This is a genomic window from Variovorax sp. Soil_C_12 (assembly GCF_057657375.1).
The window spans coordinates 321,018-341,906 of sequence record NZ_JBDGIO010000004.1 but is presented as its reverse complement, the minus strand read 5'-3'; the positions used below and the strand labels follow the sequence as shown (position 1 = coordinate 341,906).

At 67.6% G+C, this 20,889-nt stretch carries 18 protein-coding genes; 7 read left to right on the top strand and 11 right to left on the bottom strand.

Going from position 1 to position 20,889, the window contains the following annotated elements:
• Positions 1-82: 82 nt before the first annotated feature.
• A complete protein-coding gene (gene ydiK / locus AC3A6X_RS13905; RefSeq protein WP_487842723.1) occupies positions 83-1,165 on the bottom strand; it encodes an AI-2E family transporter YdiK in 1,083 nt (360 codons plus the stop codon).
• Between the two features lie 157 nt (positions 1,166-1,322).
• Here ydiK and AC3A6X_RS13900 point away from each other — a divergent pair, with 157 nt between their 5' ends.
• The 3 genes from AC3A6X_RS13900 (at position 1,323) to AC3A6X_RS13890 (ending at position 4,921) form a co-directional block, all read left to right on the top strand.
• Positions 1,323-2,435: a mandelate racemase/muconate lactonizing enzyme family protein gene (locus AC3A6X_RS13900; RefSeq protein ID WP_487842722.1), complete on the top strand. Its 1,113-nt coding sequence runs from the start codon at positions 1,323-1,325 to the stop codon at positions 2,433-2,435.
• 373 nt (positions 2,436-2,808) lie between these two features.
• Positions 2,809-3,768, top strand: coding sequence for a hypothetical protein (locus tag AC3A6X_RS13895; protein WP_487842721.1), 960 nt, complete (start codon positions 2,809-2,811; stop codon positions 3,766-3,768).
• Between the two features lie 28 nt (positions 3,769-3,796).
• On the top strand, positions 3,797-4,921 hold the full coding sequence (locus AC3A6X_RS13890) for a hypothetical protein (RefSeq protein WP_487842720.1): 1,125 nt from the start codon (positions 3,797-3,799) through the stop codon (positions 4,919-4,921).
• A gap of 12 nt (positions 4,922-4,933) precedes the next feature.
• Here AC3A6X_RS13890 and AC3A6X_RS13885 read toward each other — a convergent pair whose 3' ends face one another.
• The 4 genes from AC3A6X_RS13885 to AC3A6X_RS13870 all read right to left on the bottom strand — a co-directional run bounded on the left by AC3A6X_RS13885 (position 4,934) and on the right by AC3A6X_RS13870 (position 9,624).
• Complete coding sequence (locus AC3A6X_RS13885; protein WP_487842719.1) at positions 4,934-6,109, bottom strand: hypothetical protein; 1,176 nt, start codon at positions 6,107-6,109, stop codon at positions 4,934-4,936.
• Between the two features lie 51 nt (positions 6,110-6,160).
• The gene (locus tag AC3A6X_RS13880; RefSeq protein ID WP_487842718.1) at positions 6,161-7,240 is read right to left on the bottom strand and encodes a hypothetical protein; all 1,080 of its coding nucleotides are present in this window, start codon (positions 7,238-7,240) and stop codon (positions 6,161-6,163) included.
• A 238-nt stretch (positions 7,241-7,478) separates the two neighbouring features.
• The gene (locus AC3A6X_RS13875) at positions 7,479-8,444 is read right to left on the bottom strand and encodes a hypothetical protein (RefSeq protein WP_487842717.1); all 966 of its coding nucleotides are present in this window, start codon (positions 8,442-8,444) and stop codon (positions 7,479-7,481) included.
• Between the two features lie 121 nt (positions 8,445-8,565).
• Entirely contained in the window at positions 8,566-9,624 is a 1,059-nt protein-coding gene (locus AC3A6X_RS13870) for a DUF3500 domain-containing protein (protein ID WP_487842716.1), read from the bottom strand.
• 144 nt (positions 9,625-9,768) lie between these two features.
• Here AC3A6X_RS13870 and AC3A6X_RS13865 point away from each other — a divergent pair, with 144 nt between their 5' ends.
• Positions 9,769-10,197, top strand: coding sequence for a VOC family protein (locus AC3A6X_RS13865; RefSeq protein WP_487842715.1), 429 nt, complete (start codon positions 9,769-9,771; stop codon positions 10,195-10,197).
• A gap of 22 nt (positions 10,198-10,219) precedes the next feature.
• On the opposite strand, the gene AC3A6X_RS13860 is transcribed toward AC3A6X_RS13865, so the two are convergent.
• Positions 10,220-10,675 (bottom strand): carboxymuconolactone decarboxylase family protein, encoded by a 456-nt coding sequence (locus AC3A6X_RS13860; protein WP_487842714.1) that lies wholly within the window; start codon positions 10,673-10,675, stop codon positions 10,220-10,222.
• Between the two features lie 14 nt (positions 10,676-10,689).
• A complete protein-coding gene (locus tag AC3A6X_RS13855) occupies positions 10,690-11,103 on the bottom strand; it encodes a cupin domain-containing protein (protein ID WP_487842713.1) in 414 nt (137 codons plus the stop codon).
• Between the two features lie 94 nt (positions 11,104-11,197).
• On the opposite strand from AC3A6X_RS13855, the gene pdxR reads away from it, so the two are divergent.
• On the top strand, positions 11,198-12,607 hold the full coding sequence (gene pdxR, locus AC3A6X_RS13850; protein WP_487842712.1) for a MocR-like pyridoxine biosynthesis transcription factor PdxR: 1,410 nt from the start codon (positions 11,198-11,200) through the stop codon (positions 12,605-12,607).
• Between the two features lie 138 nt (positions 12,608-12,745).
• Here pdxR and AC3A6X_RS13845 read toward each other — a convergent pair whose 3' ends face one another.
• The 4 genes from AC3A6X_RS13845 to AC3A6X_RS13830 all read right to left on the bottom strand — a co-directional run bounded on the left by AC3A6X_RS13845 (position 12,746) and on the right by AC3A6X_RS13830 (position 17,626).
• Complete coding sequence (locus AC3A6X_RS13845; RefSeq protein WP_487842711.1) at positions 12,746-14,419, bottom strand: pentatricopeptide repeat-containing protein; 1,674 nt, start codon at positions 14,417-14,419, stop codon at positions 12,746-12,748.
• A gap of 457 nt (positions 14,420-14,876) precedes the next feature.
• The gene (locus tag AC3A6X_RS13840; RefSeq protein WP_487842710.1) at positions 14,877-16,379 is read right to left on the bottom strand and encodes a flavin-containing monooxygenase; all 1,503 of its coding nucleotides are present in this window, start codon (positions 16,377-16,379) and stop codon (positions 14,877-14,879) included.
• A 29-nt stretch (positions 16,380-16,408) separates the two neighbouring features.
• Positions 16,409-17,218, bottom strand: coding sequence for a phosphatase PAP2 family protein (locus AC3A6X_RS13835; protein ID WP_487842709.1), 810 nt, complete (start codon positions 17,216-17,218; stop codon positions 16,409-16,411).
• An 87-nt stretch (positions 17,219-17,305) separates the two neighbouring features.
• The gene (locus tag AC3A6X_RS13830) at positions 17,306-17,626 is read right to left on the bottom strand and encodes a hypothetical protein (RefSeq protein ID WP_487842708.1); all 321 of its coding nucleotides are present in this window, start codon (positions 17,624-17,626) and stop codon (positions 17,306-17,308) included.
• Between the two features lie 211 nt (positions 17,627-17,837).
• On the opposite strand from AC3A6X_RS13830, the gene AC3A6X_RS13825 reads away from it, so the two are divergent.
• The gene (locus AC3A6X_RS13825; RefSeq protein ID WP_487842707.1) at positions 17,838-19,349 is read left to right on the top strand and encodes an ATPase domain-containing protein; all 1,512 of its coding nucleotides are present in this window, start codon (positions 17,838-17,840) and stop codon (positions 19,347-19,349) included.
• A complete protein-coding gene (locus AC3A6X_RS13820; protein ID WP_487842706.1) occupies positions 19,346-20,881 on the top strand; it encodes a hybrid sensor histidine kinase/response regulator in 1,536 nt (511 codons plus the stop codon). Before AC3A6X_RS13825 ends, AC3A6X_RS13820 begins: the two co-directional genes overlap by 4 nt.
• Positions 20,882-20,889 lie beyond the last annotated feature (8 nt).

Sequence of the window (20,889 nt, the reverse complement as noted above, 5' to 3'; positions counted from 1 at the left end):
GTATGTCAGCTGACCGGTGCGCTTGAAAGCCCGAATCTCACTCGCCTGGAGGAGAGAAGAAGGCCGCTACGCCTCGGCCCGCCTACTGCTGCGCGGCATTGGCCTCGGACGGCGGCGGCTCCTCGTCGCGCAGCCAGGCGTCGACCAGCGTGTACGACACGGCGAGCATCACCGGCCCCACGAAGATCCCGACCAGCCCGAAGCCCAGCAGCCCGCCGATCACCCCCGCGAAGATCAGCACCAGCGGCAGGTCGGCGCCGCGGCGGATCAGTAGCGGGCGCAGGAAGTTGTCCATCGTCCCCACGATGATGGTCCACACCAGCAGGAAGATGCCCCAGCCCGTGTTGCCGCTCCAGAACACCCAGATGGTCGCCGGCGCCAGCACCAGCGTCGGCCCGACCTGCACGATGCACAGCATGAACATCACGGCCGTGAGCAGCGCCGCGAAGGGCACCCCCGCGATCGCCAGTCCGACGCCGCCCACCACCGCCTGGACGATCGCCGTCACCCCCACCCCCAGCGCCACCCCGCGGATGGCTTTGCCGGCCAGCACCACCGCATCTTCGCCGCGCTGCCCGCCCAGCTTGAGGCCGAAGCGCCGCGCCACCGCCGCCGCCGACTCGCCGCCCGCGTACATCATCCCGGCGATCACCACCGTGAGCAGGAACTGCAGCGTCAGCGCCCCCAGCACGCCGGCTTGTGCGAGCACAAACGACGTGACCTGCCGGATGTAGGGCGTGACCTGGGCCTCCAGCCCCGACACCCCTGCGGCCACCAGCTCGCTCCAGGCCTCCGTCAGCCGCGTCCCCACCAGAGGCAGGCGCTGGACCCAGCCGGGCAGCGTGGGCAGGCCCTGGCTGATCAGCTTGCGGACCCAGGTGACGACCTCCTCCGCATTGGAGGCAACGGTCGTGATCGCCAGCGTGAGCGGGAGCACGAAGAGCAGCAGCAGGATCACGACCATCACCAGCACCGCGAGGCTGCGGCGCTTCCACAGTCGGGCCTGGATCCAGAGGAAGGCGGGCCAGGTGGCGACCACGAGCATGGCGGCCCAGATCGTGGCGCCCAGGAAGGGGCGGAGGATCCAGAGGGAGGAGGTGATCAGCAAGACCAGCGTGAGTACGACGAAAGTGGTCTTGGCTAGGTCGGGGCGGGGGACGGACATGGTCGAGGGCGAGTGCGGCTCGCAGCAGTGTGCGCACGGGCGATGGGCGCATTGTGCGGCCTGTGGTGTGGTGCGAGCCGCACTGCCTTCCGGCCGATTGATGCCGGCGCGCGAAGGGATCATCATCCATCGCCCCTGAACCGCGAGGAGGTTTGCGATGAAGATCGAGCGCATCGAGATCCACCTGATCCGCGTGCCCTTCGACATGGGCGCCGCGCCCACGGCCTTTGCCGGGATGAACTGGACTTCCGTCGATTCCCTGTTCGTGCGCGTGCGCACCGATGCGGGTGTCGACGGCTGGGGCGAGGGCTGGGGCCACGTGGCCTGCCCGATCACCAGCGCCGCGCTGGCCAGCGTGGTCGGCCCCGCCTTCGTCGGGCGCGACCCCGCCGACCGATCGGCATTGATGGCCGAGATGGCCCATCGCTTCCACATCCATGGCCGAAGCGGCCCCGTGGTGTACGCGCTCTCGGCCATCGAGATCGCGCTGTGGGACATCGCCGGCAAGCTCGCTTCGCAGCCCATCGCCGCGCTGCTCGGCGGCGCACCGCGCGAACTCGATGCCTATGCGAGCCTCTTGCGCTACGCCGAGCCAGCGCTTTTGGCGCAGGCGGTCGAGCGCGCAGTGGGCCTAGGCTTCAGGCACATCAAGCTGCACGAGGTGCGGCTCGACACCGTGCGTGCGGCGCGGGCCGCGTGCGGCGATGCGGTGTGGCTCGCGCTCGACACCAACTGCCCCTGGAGCGTCTCGCAGTCCATCCAGCAGGCCCGCGCGCTTGAAGCCGTGCGCCTCGCCTGGCTGGAAGAGCCGGTGTGGCCGCCAGAGGACTTCCCCGGCCTGGCCCGCGTGCGAGCCTCAGCGACCATGCCCATCGCCGCAGGCGAGAACGTCGCGGGCATCCACGAGTTCGGGGCCATGCTGCGCGCGGGCGCGGTGGACATCTGCCAGCCCAGCGTCATCAAGTTCGGCGGGATCGACGCGGTGACGCAGGCGGTGACGCTGGCCCGCGCGCATGGCATCGACTATGTGCCGCATTGCTTCTACTTCGGGCCGGGGTATCTGGCTTCGCTGCACTTGGCGGCGGCGTTTGCGCCGGGGGTGGCGTTTGAGTTGTTCTTCGGGGAGTTGGAGGCGAGTCCGTATCACGAAGTGGTTCGGGCGCGGGAGGGGAGGGTGGCGGTGCCGACTGGGCCTGGGCTCGGGGTGGAGCCGGACATGACGGTGATCGAGCGGTATCGGGTTGGGGCGCCTGTGGTGATCGAGGCCTGATCCCCTTGCCGCCGCCTGCATGACCCTCGCCGCCCGCTGCCGCCAAGACGCGCGCGCCGACGACGAACGGGCCGGCTGATCAGTAGCCACCGCCGCCTTCCCCGGCGCCGCCGGAAATTAGTCTTACCCAGCGCTGCCGGCGTTGGCCATCAGCGCCCCCGCTTGTGCCTCCCCGCCCATTGCGGAACAATGCTCGCCCCACTTGCACGCATCGCTCGAAGAACACCGTCCGCCAATGCGGCGGCGCAGGGGCCGCCAGACAGGCCATTGCGACAGCATCTGCGCACACAAGCGGGCCGAGCCAGCGCCTGTCAGCCACCCAGCGCCGGCACATTGCACCGCATCGCGGGCTTCTGCCCGAAGGGAGGTTGTGATGACAAAGTGGACCCAAGCCCCCGCAGCCCTCCTGCTAGCCCTCGCCTGCGCCACCACCGCCGGCATCCTCGCCCCCAACACAGCCCTCTCCCCAGGCCAATCCATCAGCTCCGACAACGGCCGCTACCTCCTGGTCATGCAGGGCGACGGCAACCTCGTCTACTACCGCACCACCGACTGGGCCGCGCGCTGGCACAGCCACACCTACGGCAACCCGGGCGCGTTCGCGCCCATGCAGGGCGACGGCAACCTCGTCGTCTACACCGGCACAGGCACGCCGGCCTGGAACTCGCAGACCTCCGGCAACCCGGGCGCCTACCTCGCGGCGCAGGACGACGGCAACCTGGTCATCTACGGCAGCGGCAGGGCGCTGTGGAACATCGGTGCGGACGTGGTCATCGGCGACCCCCAGCTCGCCGGCGATGTGGTCGGGCGCGACCTGGCGATCTCCGGCCTGGGCTCGCTGGGGCACACCGGCATGTTCGACGGCAGCAGCGTGGTCGAGGTGCTGGACGAGGGCAGCAACGCCATCCTCTACGAATCGCTGGCCAGCTTCAAGGCGCGCTCCACCTATTGGGGCACGGCCTCGCCCAACAACCCGAACCACCTGCTCAACAAGTGCTTCAAGACGGCCTGCCTGCAGCCCGCCGACTTCGAGGACATCGGTGCCCGGATGGCGCTGGTCAAGCGCGCCTTCCAGGCCTACCTGATCGGCGCGGACTACACCTACGGGCAGCACTACACGAGCGCCCAGCCCATGGTCTGGGGGCGCGTGGCCCAGCGGGGCCTGTACCGCTGCGACACCTTCATCATCAATGTGTACGAGAAGACCGCCGACGACGAAGGCAGGGGCTCGATCTATCCGGTGCCGCAGCTCTGGCTGGACCGCAACCGCGACCTCAAGAGCGACGTGATCCTGCCCTCCAAGCTGTTCGACAAGATGAAGGGCTGGAACTGAAGGCGAGGCAGGCAAGCAGGCACGCATCATGAAGAAGGCCGGTGCTCTCGCCATCGCAGGCCTTGCCCTGGCCGGGCTCGTGTGGGTGGTGTTCGGATGGCAGCATCCCCCATCGACAGCGCCGCGGCAGGAAGCGCCCGCGCCTGTATCCCGCGGCGCCGAGCAAGGCGCGTCCGCAGCAGCGGCCGCCAGCAGGTACGCCGCAGCGATCACCATCGCCAGGAACAGGCCGGACCCGCACAACCCTCTGGTCGCCTACGTTCCCAAGCCCGGCATCGAGGGCCGCAACGAGCTCGACCGGATCTTCGCCCAGGGAGTGCCGCTCACCACCCAGTCGGCATTGGCCGCGCGTGCCTTGTTGCAGCGCGGGCTCAGCGACGATGAAAAGATTGCGCTGGCCCGCATCCTCGCCCGCCTGTATGCGCCGGACGACCCGACCGGCTACAACGCCGAACTCCTGCTGGACCTGCGTGGCCTGATGGCCGACGCCAACAGGCAGGTGGCGCGATCGGCCGTGCTGAGCTTCTCGCGCCTGGGCTATCTGCCGGGCTCCGATGCGGTGCTGAAGCAGGCCTTCGACAAGCAGATCCTCGGCCCGGACGACTACTACGGGGAACTGGCCCACATGGCGCCGCTGGCGCCCGCGCGCGTGCAGGACGAGCTGCTGTCCACGGTCCGCGCCTCGTCCAATGCCTATGCGGCCGACATCCTGGCGCATGCGATCAACGACAACCCGAAGGTGCTGACCGGCTACTCCGCCCACGCGGTCGGCGAGATCATCGAGCTGCTGGGCCGGACCGAACCGCGCTTCCCGTCGGCCACCGGCGAATTCGGGCTCACGGATGCGGTGCGCTACGCCAACTGGCTGCGCGCCACCGCGCAGCTCGAAAGCCGCATCCACGGGATCGATCCTGACCGCGCGATCGTCGACAGGCTCGGCCTGCCCGGCACCGATCCGCGCAAGATCACGGCCTATCTGTTGACGTCCGAGGCGTCCTCGCTGCTGTCGAGCGCGCGCCTCGGTTCGCCGGCGAGCGGGCTGGTCGCCGCGTCCAACCAGTATGCGGCGCAGTACCCTGCGAACAAGAATCTTCAATCGGCGGCGCAGGAGATCGCGCAGAGGAGTGCGAGGCCCAAGGGTGCAGGCCGATAGGCACGCATGCCTCTATTTCGAGGCTTCATCGACGATCTTTGCCACGAGCTGGTCTCTCTCGCTCTCCGGCTGAATCCCCTTCTTCTGCGCCGCTTCGACCGCTGCCTTGATGCGAAGCCTTTCCGGCGGTCCCGCGACGCGTACACGTGCGAGCAAGGCACTCGCCGCCTGATAGCCCACAAACGCCGATTCCTCGTGCAAGCGATCGGCCAGCCAATCGATGTACGCGGGGTCGAAGTCCATCTGCAAGACGAGCACGGCGGCCAGGCGCTCTCCGGGCGAATGGCTGTTGGCAAGCACGGCGAGATAGGGCTTGGCCGCGAGGGTGAGCGGCTTCATCCGGCTGACGATCTCGGACATCTTCCGGGTCCGCTCGCGGCTGAATTGCGGCGAGTCCTTTCGGGTCTGTTCGTACTCCGCCGCCAGAACCCGCAAGGGCGCGAGAACAGCTTCGGGGCGATCGGCGGGAGCCGCCTGCAACACCCGCTCGGCGGCTTGCCGATCGGAAGGCGATGGCATCACGGGCTGTCCGCCAACGGGCTCATCGGCCGGCCCCATTCTCTCCTGTTCGTCGTGCAGCACGCGGCGGAAGGTGTCGCTGTCCGAACGCATGAACGCACCTTGAAGAAAGAGGCGCGTGTACAGGTAGCCGCACAAGAATCCGATGGCCGACAGGCCGACGACGAGCGCGGCCGCGGCGGAGTCGTCGGCGGCGGTGGGCTTCTCATTGATGGCGGCCGCCGCATGGTGGCTGATCGCGATCACCCGCTCCTCGATCGTCTTGAGGTGAACCAGCGAGAGGCCGACGATGATCTTGGTCAGCCAGTCCGAGACCTCCTCGAGGTTGGTGTTCGGTCTGCCGCCTTCCACATCCTTCACTTTCAATGGCGCGGCCGGCAAGGTGCCGTTCGCCTTCTTGGGCTCCACGGGCCTGGGCGCCAGCGATCCTGCGCGGGGAATGCCGAACAGGAATCCCACCGTCGCGCCGACCGCGATGCAAGACATGCACCACAGCAACACGGGGCCGGTCGATTTCGCCCCGGCGCCGACCCAGATGGCGGCGACCAGGCCAAGGGCGAGCAGGGGCAGCAACGCCGAGTTGACCTTTCTCAGGTCTTCATAGTCGCGCCTGGAAGGATCGGCGACGCCGCCCGCCCACAGCCAGGTAACAGCTTGCTTCAGTCCCATGACGGTCCTTTCGCTGTGTGATCCAGCCGCCCGCCGCGACGGACCTTTTCTTCACGACGCCTTGCCATCGAAGTAGCGAATGTCCCGGGCGTCGCGGATGCGGTCTTCGAGCGGCGCGGCAAAGCCACGCACGGGCAATTGCTCCGCCAACCAGGCGAGGCCCTTCGCGCCCGCTTGCCGGATGAGCTGCATTTGCAGGGGCGACACGCGGGGCGCCATCCAGGGAAAACAGGGCTGTGTCGCGGTCGAGATGTCGAGGGCCGCCACGCAAGCGGACGCGAACACGACCATGTCGAGCGTCGCGCGTGATGCGCGCGCATCCAGTTGCGTCAAGAGTGCCCAGGGCGCCGCGACGAATCCCACGAGCAGGTGCTCGATCGACGCGAGCCGGGTCGAGTCGGACGGTGCCATCGCCGATGCGAATGCCGGCAGCGGCAGACGGCCCAAGGCTTCCAGCGGATCGCCCCAACTCGCATTCGTGCCCGGACCCGGGACCAGATGGAGCGGGTAGAACCGATGGAGTGCTTCCACGGCCGCGCTGTCGGGGATGGCGCGCGACGCGAAGAGAAAGGCCAGGAACTCACGATCGCACATGCGATCGACCCAGCCGGCCCTGCAGCGCAGCGCCCACGCCAGGCGCGACAGGTCGGCCTCATGCCGCAGGAAGATCAACTCCCACAGGCCAAGCCTCGAAATGCAATCGCCCAGCAGGCGCACGTCCTCGAGCCATCGAAGCAGGTTGGTGGAGGAGGGGCCCGGAAAGCGGCCAAGAAGCTCCGCAATCAGGTGCAATGCACCGCGGGTGAGCGATTCGACGGGATCGGAATCCCGGATCTTGGACCAGTCCACGAAGAAGGATGCGGGCGGGACGCTGCCGTTCATCTGCCGGACGAAGTCTTGAATGGCATGTCGAAGGGCTCGGCCGGCGCTGGGGCGATCCGTGTCCTCTTTTTCGTCTGGATCGAACTTTGGAAAGAATGGTTCGCGAGGATCGTCCGGCAGCGGAGGTATCGGCCCACCACCGCCGCCGGGCCCATCGGACCCATCGCCGCTCGCACTCGACACGTACGCGCGTCGCACGAATTCGGCCACTTCTTCCGGCGTCTTGAAGGCCGCTTCGCGGTCCGCCACGATCAGGCCCGCGTCGAAGGAGCCACGGGTGGCGGCCAGCGCGGCGGCAACGTTGTCGATGGGCTCGGGCGCAAAGTCCGGTGGCGAGAAGAAGAGGCAGGGCCAGTCTTCGATCTCTTGCGTCTCGACCTGCTCCGACCTGAAGGTGGCAAAGGCCAGGCCGGCGCGCAGGTCGAAGGCCTCCAGGCGCCAGGCATGTCCGGGCGGCATGACGCTCGATGCCGGGGCACTCATCGCATCACTCCCGCGTGCGACCGGAGGTCGTCACGATTCGAACCGGCACGCCGGCTGCGCGCAACGCACGCTCGGCGCGGCTGCGGCGATTGCGCCAGATCAGCGATTCGAGGCGTGGCATGGGGCCCCGCAGAAGTCTGCTGCCGACCAAGGCGTCGTGCGCGGCGTCGGTGTGGGAAATGCGCGCCTCTTGCAGATCGGCCGGGCCGAAAGATGCGGTCCTCAGGACTTCGATGTAGTCCTCATCGTCGCGCACGGCCCGCGATATCTGGCCCACGGTCCAACGGCGGTCTTGGGCGCCCACTGACCGAAGCACCTTCATCGCGGCAATGAAGCCGAGGTCCGTGGCCCACAGGCCCGACCAGGATTGCAGCTTGCGCTGACGAGCTGCCGTTGCGTCGGCGGGTGAACTGTCTGCAAACTCGTCGGCGACGGGTGAACGCAAAAGCTCGAACGAGTTGCGGTCGAGCACACAGGTGGCGCCGTCGACCGCGTCGTTCTTCAGCACGAGGCACATGTCGCCATAGAAGCGGATGCCTGCGCCATTGAGTTCGACCGCGCCGAAATACACCTTCGTCATGTCGGCCACGGGCAGTGCCGCATCGACGAGTCGTCGATCTTTCGAGACACGCCGGCCGCCGAGCCGCGCGAGGTCATAGCAGTTCTTGTACGGGCGTGGATCCTTTCGCTGGACCGCGTCGCAAAAGGCGGGAACGTACGCAGACGAGAGGTTCACCACCATGCGTGCGCCGGAGGTCGGATGCGTCCAGGTGCCGAAGGGGTCCCGGCCGAGGATCGCGCGACGCACCGAATCCCGGTTCGCTAGCGCGTAGGAGCCGTGTTCCTTGCTGCGCTTGGTGATGGGCGCGATCAGCCTGCCCAGCCGCTGCGCCCATGTTGCACCCGCAGGCTTGCGGGCGGTGCGATCCGGCTGCCCGGCCGCAGTGGGCCGGTCGTCATTGAGGTCCATGCCGCATTCCTCTCGCTCTGGTGAGTCAAACGCTCGGTTCTAGCCCAGCCAGGCAGAGCGGTCATCACTTACTTTGAGGATGGCAGCGGCAGGCGGCGCCAACCCTGGCAGCACGCACCACTCAATGCCGATGGCCGCCCGCACGCGCCCGGCGGTAGTGCTCGCCGAGCACGTCGCGCCCCCAGTCGCCCTCGAAGTCGCGCCACACGTTGTGGATGTGGTTGCCGCCCGAGTTGTCCCATTCGATCAGGAAGCGCGCGCCCTGAATGCGCCAGTAGTGCGGCTGGCCGCGCTCGGTCGCGCCGGCCCATCCGAAGCGAATACTGTCCAGGCCGCCCGCGCGCACGCGTTCCAGTCGCTGCTGCGCCAACGACGCTTCGGCCACCGAGGCCAGCGACTCGACGATGCGCAGCAGCAGGGCCTGCTGCGCGGCGTCCATGGCGCTGAAGGCCACGCCCACGGGCGCCAAGGGGTCCAGCTGGGCGGCATTGCGCGTGACGATGTCGCCGAATGGCCGGCCGCTGAAGACGGCCTGCTGGCGCTGCACCGGCGAGAGCGCAGCCAGCAGCGCAAAGGCACGGTCTTCCTCCTCGCCCAGCGCGCGCTGGCCCTGGCGCGCGCCCTTGCTACCGATGTCGCGCGGCACCTGCGCCGGATTGGCACCCAGGAACTGCGGCAGCGTGGCGACGACCTGGCCGTCGGCCAGCGTGAAGTGCAGCGAGAGATGGTGCCCTTCGATGCGCCAACCCCAGGGCGAGGCGGCGTCCGGCGTGCCGAACAAGGCGATGGCGTAGTTCTCCGGATCGCGCGAGAGCCCGAAGGTTTCGAGCTCGCGCAGCGCGATCTCCAGGGCGATGATGGCCTGCACCTTGACCAGCCCCGGCTCCGACAAGGCCGCGGCCAGCAACTGCTGCGCGGCCTGGCGCTGCGCATCCTCCATGGTCTTGAATGCAATGCCGGGCCGGCTGCGCGGCGTGTAGTGCCAATCGCCGCGCGCCTCCAGCGTGAACGGCCGCAGCAGTTCGGCCCGCTGCCCCGTCGGCGTCGCTTCCAGCAGCGCCCGCGCAGCGGTGGTCATCGCCTGCGCCGCGCGGCTGGTGTCGGCCGCCGCGGCGGCGGGGGGCGCCACGGTGAGCAAGGTCCAGCAGCTCATCCAGGCGGTGAGAGAGCGCAGCAGCATGGTTGCTCCTTCTGCGTGAGTCGACCCATCGACAGGTTCAAGAATGCCTGAGTCGCGATGGCGAGTCGAGGTTGTCGAATCACGCTGACAGACGAAGTGCCCTTCACGCGCAAGGCTATCCAATCAATAAAAAGGAGCATATGCATGGAAACACAGGAGTTGCACCGCGGCCGCTTGATCGATCACCTCCAGCTCGTCGTGAAGGACCTCGCCGCAAGTCGAGCCTTCTACGAGGCTGCCTTCGAGGTGCTGAAGGTCCCGATGGGCGGCAGTGGCGAGGACTATTTCTGGGCCGATGAGCTCTTCGTGTCGACCGCCAGCAGCAAAGCCGCTCAGGGCCAGTTGACCGGCCGCCACCACCTGGCTTTCCAGGCCCAGGACAAGGCGATGGTCGATGCGTTCTACAAGGCCGCGCTCGCGCATGGCGGCAGGGACAACGGCGCGCCGGGCGAGCGGCCGTATCACCCGGGCTACTACGCCTGCTTCGTGCTGGACCCCGACGGCAACAACATCGAGGCCGTGTTCCACGGCGAGGCCCGGCGCAGCGCGCCCTCGGTCACGATCACGTTCTGACCCTGCGCATCGCGCGCGGGCCTCAGCCTTTGGCCGCCTGCGCAGGCTCCGGCCCGCGGCGGAAGCTGATCGCCAGCCGGTTGAAAGCGTTCATCAGGCCGATCGCCATGGTCAGGTCGGCGAGTTCCTTTTCGCTGAACACGGCCGCGGCGGCCTCGAAAGCGTCGTCCGGCACGTGCGTGTCGGCCACGCGCGTCACCGATTCGGCCCACGCCAGCGCCGCGCGTTCGCGCTCGCTGAAGAGCTCGCCGGCTTCCTGCCACGCCTGCACCAGGGCGAGCTTCTGAACCGACACGCCCTTCTTCGAGAGGTCGCGGGTGTGCATGTCCAGGCAATACGCGCAGCCGTTGATCTGGCTGATGCGCAGGTACGTGAGCTCGACGAGGACGTCCTCGAGGCCCGATTGCATGATGTAGCCGTACACGCTGCCGAAGGCCTTGACGCCGCCCGGAGATGCTTTGGTGTAGTCCAGTCTCATGGTCTGCTCCTGTGTCATTCGTTGGTGGTGAGAGGGTGGTCGCCGCTGTCGACCACGAACACGGCCAGCAGCTTGGCGGGCTTCGTCTTGCTGGCGTTGCGGCTCACGGGATGGCGCGAGCCCGGGTCCTCGTGGAAGCTTTCCCCGGCCTTGTAGACGCGCTTGGGGCCGTCATTGACCTTGCTGGCGATGCTGCCGGAGACCACGTAGGCATAGATGAACGCAGACTTCGAATGGACGTGCGGCAGCGAAGCACCGCCCGGCGGGTACAGCACTTCCAGCGCGATGAGCGACTTGCCGGGAATGTTGGTGATGGGCCGGTCGAAGTTCGGCTTCACCGTGTCGCCGGCGCCGTGTGCGGCCGCGGCTCCGGCAAAGGCCACGCCGGTGGCGAAGAGAAGAGGGAGAAGAAGGCGTTGGAGTTTCATGGGTCGGTTTCCTTGCTTGGGAGCCTCGATGGTGCGCTCCGGCTGGTCCAGAAAAAAGACCTGAAAACGCATGATGCGGATGTACCATGCCCCGATGGACAGTGGCCTGAAGATCGTTCTGGACCGCACGGCCAACACCTCCCTGGCCGAGCAGATCCGCATCGGAATCTCCGGCGCAATCGCCAGCGGTGTGCTCGCACCGGGCGCCAGGCTGCCGTCGTGGCTCGACCTCGCTGCGCAACTGGGCGTTGCGCGCGGCACCGTCAAGACGGCGTACGAGCGGCTGGCCGATGCGCAGTTGATCGTCTCGTCCCGGCCCGCCGGCACTCGCGTGGCGGGCCAGCCGGTCAAGCGCGCCGTGAAGGAGCAGCGATCGATCGAGACCGATCTGCAGTCCGACCTGTACCAGCATTTCGTGCCCGGGCCTGCGGTGTTCCAGATGGGCGTGCCGGCCTCCGACTGCTTCCCCGCCGCGCTCTTCGCACGCATTCGCGCGCGCGCGGCGCGTGACGAGGTGGAAGCGCCCGCCTTCTATCACGACCCGCGCGGCGAGCACGAGTTGAGGCGCGAGATTGCAGCCCACCTGGCACTGTCGCGCGGCATCGAGTGCCGGCCCTCGCAGATCTTCATCACCGCAGGCTTTGCGGGCGCACTGGGGGCCACCCTGCAGGCCCTCCGCGCCGAAGGGCGTGCTGCCTGGGTCGAGAACCCCGGCTTCCTTCCGACCCGCAGAGCGCTCCAGATCTCGCGCCTTTCGACGGTGCCCGTCCCGGTCGACGAAGAGGGCATCGACGTCGCCCATGGGGAGGCGCACGCGCCCGATGCAGCCCTGGCGCTGGTGACGCCGGGCCAGCAGGCGCCCCTGGGTCCGACCTTGTCGCTCGCGCGCAGGCTTCGACTCCTCGATTGGGCAAGGCGCGCGCACGCCTGGATCATCGAGGACGACTACCTGGGCGAGCTGCAGCTGAAGCGCCGCGCCGCGCCCGCCCTGGCAGCGCAAGACCGGTCCGGGCGCGTCATCCATATCGGATCGTTCAGCAAGACCATCAGCCCCACGCTGCGCCTCGGCTTCGTCGTGGCGCCTCTCTCGCTCGTCGCCCGCTTCGACGATGTCATGGCTTGCCTGGCGCCCGCTCCCGGTCCGGCCGTGCAGACGGCGACGACGGAATTCATGCGGGACGGGCACTACCTGCGGCATCTGCGGCGGATGAAGCGCGTCTATGCGGCACGGAGCAGCGCGTTGCTCGCCAACCTGGAGGCGGAAGGCCTGCATGGCTATGCCGCCGGGTTGGCCGTCGTGCTTCAGCTGCCGGACGGCGCCGACGACAAGGCGATCGCCCGCGAAGCGTATGCCTATGGCATGGCCCCGGCGCCGCTGTCGGTCTGGTACGGCGCGCCCGGTACGGCGCGTTCGGGACTGCTTCTCGGTGTCGCAACCGCCATCGAAGCCCAGCAGGCGACGGCCTGCCGGCGGCTGGGTGAACTCATACAGCGGTTCTCGTGAGGGCACGATGCTGCGCTACAGCATCGCCGCGCGCAAGGGAGATCTCGGGCGCCCGGCATTTTGCAAGGGCCCCGGAGATCAGCACGTTCGTAAGCGGGCCATCTTTGCGCGGCCGGCGCGTGCCACCAAGCCGGCAACTCAGCTGTGCGCCGGCGTCGGCACCTCGATTCCTCTTCGAGCTGCATCGCTGATCAACCAATAGAACCCGGTCCACTCCTGGGCCTTTCGGCAGCTGGCGATCACGGCGGCGTAGCTGGTGGCATTTGGCGGCACTTCCCCTTCGAGCATCGCTTTGAAAGCCGCCAACGCATCGTCGACATAGCCAAGCTGTGCGCATCTCTGGATCATCGCGTTGCAGACAGCCAGCTTGTGTTCGGATGGGGATTTGAAGACTTCATCGAAGACTTCATCGAACCTATTTGCCTTCCCGCACGCGCTGATCAGGGCGTCCCAGGCGGCGTCATCGGGATGGATGCCAGCGCTGAACACCCTTTGGATAGCAACGAACGCATCCTTGAATTGCCCACGTCCTGCGGAGAAAACAATGAATGCGCTGCACACCTTGCGTGCGCCATCGATGTTCTGACGCGCGAGGCATGCGGAGATCAGGTGGAGGCATATGGCTGCGTCCGGAAGGATCTCTTGTTTGATCATGTCGTCCAGAACTTCCAGAGCGACGTCAATTTGCTCTCGTTCCAGGCACTTCGAGATGGCTGTATGACCACATTCCAGCCGGCCATAGTTCCGCTCTCCATTCCACTTGACGCCCGTGACGGGAGCAAGACCAATGCCCCGCATGCACTCGGCGACCTCTTTGCTGACTTTGACTGCGTCGTGCACTCCGACAATGAACTGCGTATGCGACCCGATGCTTTTTGAGTGCGCGGGATGATCGCAGTGGTATTTGAACAATGCTCTCGCAAAGTGCGCGGGTACCGAGAGATAGTCCAGCGGAAGCGCCACTACGAGTGCATCGCAATGAAAATCGACAAAGTTATCGCCGTCCCCGACGAAGTAGCCGAGCGCGGGCTTCAGGACATTCAGTCGAACCCCTTCGTTCAGCAGTTCCTTGGCGGTATCGGAACGGTCCGACTGTTCACAGGCTGCGATGAGTTGACTCAAGGCGTTGAAATCCGAGGGGATCCCGGCCCGCGCGAGGTCTTCGAGCATTTGTCGTGCGTCGCACGTCAGGTGCTCCTTGGCGTAGGCGCAGACCACGATCCTGTAGATCCCCGCATCGGCTTCGACGTCGGCGCTTTTCAATTCGTCGAGGCATGCCTTGGCCTCCTGCCACGACGATTCGAAAAGGTGCTCCATGGTGAGCCGTCGGACTTCGTCCGGTTGCGCTCGCCTTGCTCGGTACCGATTGCAAATCGCCACATTGAGTGCAAACCCTGCTGCGTGCATCAATTCACGGACCACTCGCTCGTGCTTGGGCATCCGATGCGTCCTGCAGGCCCGAACGAGAATGTCGTAGATGACTGAATTGGCAGCCACGTTGTTGGTGTGCATGTCGCTGAATACCTTCAACGCTTCCAGAACCTCGCCGCTTTCCACACAGCGCGTGATCAGCGCCGTGTAAAGGGGCATGTCGGGTACAAGATTGACGTCTCTCATCGCCAGCATGCACGCCCAGGCGTCTGTCAATGGCAAGTTCTTCTGGCTCACGAACTTGGTGGTCAACTTGAGAACGTCTGCTGACTCGGCGGCTTCTTCTCTGTAGCGGCGACAAATCATGCGGTTGAGCGCTGTTTCCCGGTTGATGAAGCACACAGTATCAACATGCGATGAAGGTAGCCCGCTGAGGGTCACGGGTAGCTTCTGGATCTCAGGCGGTTGCGTAGGAGGAACGCTTATGCACCGAGGCACGTTTTCTGCGCTCGGGTTGTCGTGAGGGCGCTTTTTCGAGGGAGCTGCGTTGCCGCGCACATTGGAGAGATCATTGTTCGAAACTCGGTTCATCTCTGGTTGGCTTTCCTGTGGATTGGCCTAGGCGAGTCGCGTCCAGACAGGCAGGCCGTTGGCCCTCTCGTCAGCGGCCGCATGCTGAACCTCGTCGGCCAAGTTTGCAGTGTCGATAGAACGCCGAACAGAACTCGATAAAGCGCCGATGCGCTGCTTCCCTGGTTTTCAATGCTTTCTTCCTAATGTTCATATCGCCCGCCGAGACCACCCAATCGCCTGTTGAGCCTCGCGTCGTCTCGGGAGCTCATCGTTCGTAACAGACTACGTCGCCGAGTTCCAAGGCCTGGGCGCCATGGGCCAGCTGTTAGCCCGCTGTGCAGTTTGCGGGGCCTGACCTTAGTCGTTCCAGCTTCTGCAACTCCGCAGCACAGAACTGCGAGGACTGCACGCACCCGAAGGCCATCGCCTCGCCGGCGAAGCGGCTCGCCGCGTCCGGCAGCGCATCGCGCCCTTGCAGGCGAAACGAAACGGGCGCCAGCGGCCCGAACAGCAGCGCACGCTGAAGCTCGGGCCAGCGCTCCGGCTCAGGCTCCACGCCCGCGGCGCGCGCGAACAGCAACGCCATCAGGTTCATCTTCGTCTTCTGCGGCTCGCCGCGGCGGGCGCGGCATGCGGCAACGCCGAGCTGCATCTCTTCAGGCGTCGGCGATGCCACGGCGCCGCTCCACACATAAGCGAGCCACCGCGCCTGCAGTTCGACCGGCGGAAACATCGGTCCGGACTGATCCCACATGCCGACGAAGGCAAGCCCCGGCAGCGCCGGATGGAAGGTGTGCTTGTAGAGCTCGATGTGCTGCGCATCCAGGTTGATCGTGCGGCGGATCGCTTCGCTCAGAAAGGGCAGGCTCATCTCGAAGCCCGTGCCGAAGAGAATGCCGTCGAAGGACTCCGCCCGTCCGTCGCTGAAGGCGACCTGCGTGCCGTCGACCCGGTCGAACCACGGGCGCACTTCGATGCGGCCCTCGGCGACCAGCGGGAGGTAGTGCTGGCTCAGCGTCAGGCCCGCGTCGAAGATGCTGTCGGCGGGCTTGGGCGCGCCGTATTGTTCCGGGCTGCCCACCGCGCCCACCACCAGCTCCTTCAGCAATGCGCCGAACTCGCTGCGCGGCAGCGACTCCTCGGCCAGCGCCTGGTAGCGCGAGAACACGCGATGGTCCGACGGGACGCCGGCCATCAGCTTCGGAAGCACGTAGCGTTGCCGCCGCTGGCACACCACGACGCGCGCCGCACCGAGCATGCAGAGGTCGCTGGCAATTTCCAGCGCGCTGATGGCGCAGCCCGCCACGAGCACGCGCTTGCCGCGGTAGTGCTCCGGGTCCTTGTACGCGAAGGTGTGCGCCACGCCGGCGCTGCCCGAGAACGACGCCAGGCCCGGCACCGCGGGGATGCACGCATGCTGGAAGTGGCCGCTCGCGACCACGACTTTCTCGAAAACCTCCTCCTGCGCATCGTGCCGCACGCCCCATCCGTCGGGCAGCGCCCGGATCTCGCGCACGGCCGTGCGCAGACGCGTTTGCGCCGTCAGGTCGAATTGGGCCGCATAGCGCAACAGGTAGTCGCCGATCTCGCGATTGGAAGGGTAGATGGCCAGCCCCGGCGCGTGCGGCAGGTCGCTGAACTGCGTGAGCACGCGGCTGGTGTTCGTGCGCATGGACGGCCATACGCCGCTGCAGCTCGGGTCGCCGCTCCACTGGCCGCCAGGCGTTGCCGCCTGCTCGAAGATCACGGGCGCGAAGCCTTCCGATTGCAGGTAGCGCGCGGCGACCAGCCCGCCCGGCCCGGACCCGATGACGGCGACTCTTTGCATCGTTCTCTCCCCCTTGACTCGTTCCAGCCTCAGCACGCGGGCCGTTCGCTTCCCGCATCCGTCTTCTCCGCCCGCGGGGCCCGATGCGCCACCAGCAGCCACCCGGTGGCCCACGCCGCGCCCAGCGCCCATCCCGCCAGCACATCGGTCGCCCAATGCACCCCCAGCGCCACGCGGCTCACCCCCACCAGGAAGGTCGCGACCGACGCCGTCGCCAGGATGAAGGTCCGCTCCACCCAGCGGCTGCGCGTGTTCGCCAGCAGCGCGCCGAGCGTGAGGAACACGATCGCCGACATGCTCGCGTGCCCGCTCGGAAAGCTCATGCCCCAGGCTGCATGGTCGGCGAAGGCGAGGTCCGGCCGCAGGCGCCCGAACGCGGGCTTGAGCAGCAGATGGATCAGCACGGCGCCGGCCGCGGTGGAGGCGGCCACCAAAACGGCGGAGGTGCGCGCCGACAGCAGGGCCAGGTAGACCACGGTGGCGAGCACCACGAAGCTCAGCACCACGGTGCTGCCCAGGCCGCTCAGGTCGCGCATGACCTCGCCGAACCACGGGTGCGCCGTCCTGAAGCGCTGGGCGGCCTGCAGCAGCTGCATGTCCAGGCTGCGGGTGTCGCCGTCGAAGACCTCGCTGGCCAGCAGTGCGAAAAGCAGCAGCAACAGCACCACGCCCAGCCCGGCCAGGAGCGGCGTGACGAGCGTGCGCAGGCCTTCGATGTGGTGCAGGCGCAGTCGCGCCGCCAGGGCGCGGCGAAGCGGCGGAGGGTAGGTTGCGCGGCCCCTCACTGTCAGGCGCTCCCGGTGGCGATGTTGCTGGGCATGGCGGTTTCCTGAAGACATCGGCGCATCGTGCCCGATGCGCGCGAGTGTCCGCCCAAAGCGCCGCCGCCTGCAACGCGGCCCGCAACGCCGCCCGCGGCGCAGGCCTCAGTGCAGCGAGGCGCCGCGGTATTCCGCCAGCTCGGTGCGCTGGAACGCGCCCACGGGCACCCGCCTGTCCTCCAGGCCGGGAAAGCGCCCGACGATCTCGCCGCGCTCGCGCGCCCAACAGCCCTTCAGGGTCTCGATGCCCCACCAGGTCAGGTAGGCCACGCGGGCGAGGCCCTCGCAGTTGCCCTGGGCATCGGTGAGGCTCATCACGTCGAACTCGGTGCCTTCGCTGGTGTAGAGGATGCCGGGCTGCGTGTTGCAGGCGGCAAGCAGCGCGCAGCTCAGGGCCAGCACCGGTGCGGAAAGAAGTGACTTCATGACATGCTCCCTTGACGGCCGAACCCATGACCGCCTGGGCCGATTGGGCGCGTCTCCGGCGCGCGCGTCATCCCCCGGAAAGACGAGAAAAGTCAGGGGCAGCGGTCCAGGCGGACAGAAAGATGGGGATGACCCCCTACAACTCGCCCGGCTTCCAGCCCTTACATTCAACGACTCCTTGATTCATCCGCATAACATTTCGGAGCCGGAAATGAAGGCAAGCATCTCGCCCTCGGGTGGCGGCAACAAGGCGCAGGAGCCCGGGCTCTTGAAGATGGGCGTGCCCGGGCTCGACGATGTCCTGGGCGGCGGCCTCACGGCCCACCGCCTCTATCTTCTGGAGGGCGCGCCCGGCGCGGGCAAGACCACGGTGGCCATCCAGTTCCTGCGCGAGGGCGTGCTGCACGGCGAGTCGGTGCTGTACGTCACCCTCTCCGAAACGGCGCAGGAGCTGCAGGGCGTGGCCGAGTCCCACGGCTGGGACCTGAAGGGCATCGAGGTGCGCGAGTTGCTGCCCGCGCAGGACGCGTTGGAGCCGGACGACCAGTACACGATGTTCCACCCCTCCGAGGTGGAGCTCGGCGAGACCACGCTGCGGATCCTGGCCGACGTCGACAAGATCAAGCCCACGCGGGTGGTGTTCGACTCGCTGTCCGAGCTGCGCCTGCTGGCGGGCGGGTCGCTGCGCTACCGCCGGCAGATCCTGGCGCTCAAGCAGTTCTTCACCGGGCGGCAGTGCGCGGTGCTGCTGCTCGACGACCTGACAGCCACCGAGCAGGACCTGCAGGTGCAGAGCATCGCGCATGCGGTGATCCGGCTGGAACAGGTCAACCCCGATTACGGCGCGTCGCGCCGACGGCTGGTGGTCACCAAGTACCGCGGCAGGGCGTTCCGCGGGGGCTACCACGACTACAAGATCGCGCGCGGCGGGCTGCAGGTGTTTCCGCGGCTGGTGGCCTCGGAACACACGCTGCCGCTGACGCAGACGCGCATCCCCAGCGGACTGGTGGCGCTCGACGACCTGCTGGGCGGCGGCATCGAGAAGGGCACGAGCACGCTGTTCGTGGGCGCGCCGGGCACGGGCAAGTCGAGCGTGGCGGTGCAGTTCGCGGTCGCCGCGGCGCGGCGCGGCGAGACCGCGGTGCTCTTCATCTTCGACGAGAGCGTCAACACCCTGCGCACGCGCAGCAAGGGACTGGGCATGGATCTCGGGGCCTTCATCGATTCCGGCCGCATCCGCGTTCGCCAGGTCGACCCCGCAGAACTGTCGCCCGGCGAGTTCGTGCACGAGATCCGTGAAGCCGTCGAGCAGCACGGCGCGACGATGGTGGTGATCGACAGCCTGAACGGCTACCTCAACGCCATGCCGGACGAACGCTTTCTCATCGTCCAGCTGCACGAGCTGCTGACCTACCTCGGGCAGCACGGCGTGGCCACCATGCTGATCGGCGCGCAGCATGGCCTGATCGGCATGCAGATGCAGACGCCGATCGATGCGAGCTACCTCGCGGACTCGGTGCTGCTGCTGCGCTATTTCGAGGACGGGGGCGAGGTGAAGCAGGCGATCTCGGTGCTCAAGAAGCGCGGTGGGGCGCACGAGCGGTCGATCCGCTCCTTCTCGCTGGATGCGCAGGGCATCCACGTCGGGGCGCCGCTGCGCAACTTCCGGGGCATCCTGACGGGCGTGCCCGTCCCGATCGACGGGGTGCGGTCGGCATCGTGAGCGCTGCTCCGCCCGATCTCGACCAGCGCATCCTTCTGCGCACGGCGACCTCCAGGGACGCCAGGATGGCGAGCACCGTGCTGGAGCGCGCGCATTTCGTCTCGCAAGTGTGCGGCGACATGGCCTCGCTCGTGGATGAGCTGGTGCGCGGCGCCGGCGCCATCATGCTGGCCGAGGAAGTGCTCGCCGGCCCGGCGCTGGCCCAGCTCACCGGCGCGCTGGCCGCGCAGCCGCCCTGGTCCGACGTGCCGGTGCTGGTGCTGGCGCGCCAGGGCGCGGATTCGCGCGCCATCGCCAACGCCATGGACGAGTTCGCCAACGTCACGGTGATCGAGCGGCCGATGCGCGTGGCTGCGCTGGTGAGCGCGGTGCGCACGGCGCTGCGCTCGCGCCGGCGGCAGTACGAGATGCGCAACCTGCTGGAAGGCCTGCGCGACGCCGACCAGCGCAAGACCGAATTCCTCGCCACGCTGGCGCACGAGCTGCGCAACCCGCTGGCGCCGCTGGGCACGGCGCTGTCGCTCCTGCAGCGCAAGAAGCCCGCGCCGGAAGAGGCCGGCAAGTACTACGAGCTCATGAACCGCCAGGTCGAGCACATGGTGCGCCTGGTGAACGACCTGATGGAGGTCTCGCGCATCACACGCGGCAAGATCGAACTCCACATGGGCCCGGTGTTGCTCGACGCGGTGATCGACGACGCGGTCGAGTTGAGCCGGCCCCTGTTCGAGCGGGCCGGGCATGTGCTCACGGTCGATGTAACGGGCGATCCGCTGGTGGTGCGCGGCGATGCGGTGCGCCTCACGCAGGTGTTCTCGAACCTGATGAACAACGCGGCCAAGTACACGCCGGCGGGCGGCCGGGTGACCGTGACCGCGCGGCAGGAGGGCCGGCAGGCCGTGGTGTCGGTGAGCGACACCGGCACCGGGCTGGCGCCGGAGATGCTGAAGTCGATCTTCGAGATGTTCGTGCAGGTCAGCGACACGGCCCGGGACGCGCAGGGCGGGCTGGGCATCGGCCTGACGCTGGTGAAGAGCCTGGTCGAGCTGCAGGGCGGCAGCGTCGAGGCCGCGAGCGAGGGCCTTGGCCGCGGCGCGACCTTCACGGTGCGCCTGCCGCTGGCGAAGAGCGCGACCGCGTCCGGCCGGCGCACGCGCATGTCGCAGGACGGATGGGAGCCTTCCATCGAGGGCACGATCCTGGTCGTCGACGACAACCGCGACGCGGCCGACAGCCTGGCCGAGCTGCTCACGTCGATGGGCGCGACCGCGCTGGTGGCCTACGGCGGCGAAGAGGCCCTGCAGCTGGCCCGGGAGCACGACATCGACATCGCCGTGCTCGACATCGGCATGCCGGGCATGGACGGCTGCGAGCTCGCGCGCCACTTGCGCGCACGGCCCCAAGGCGCGGACTTGAAGCTCATCGCGCTGACGGGCTGGGGCCAGCAGGGCTACCGGGAACGCATCGCGGCGGCGGGCTTCGACCACCACCTGCTCAAGCCGCTGAACCTGGGCGAGTTCATGGCGGTGCTGTAGCCGATCAG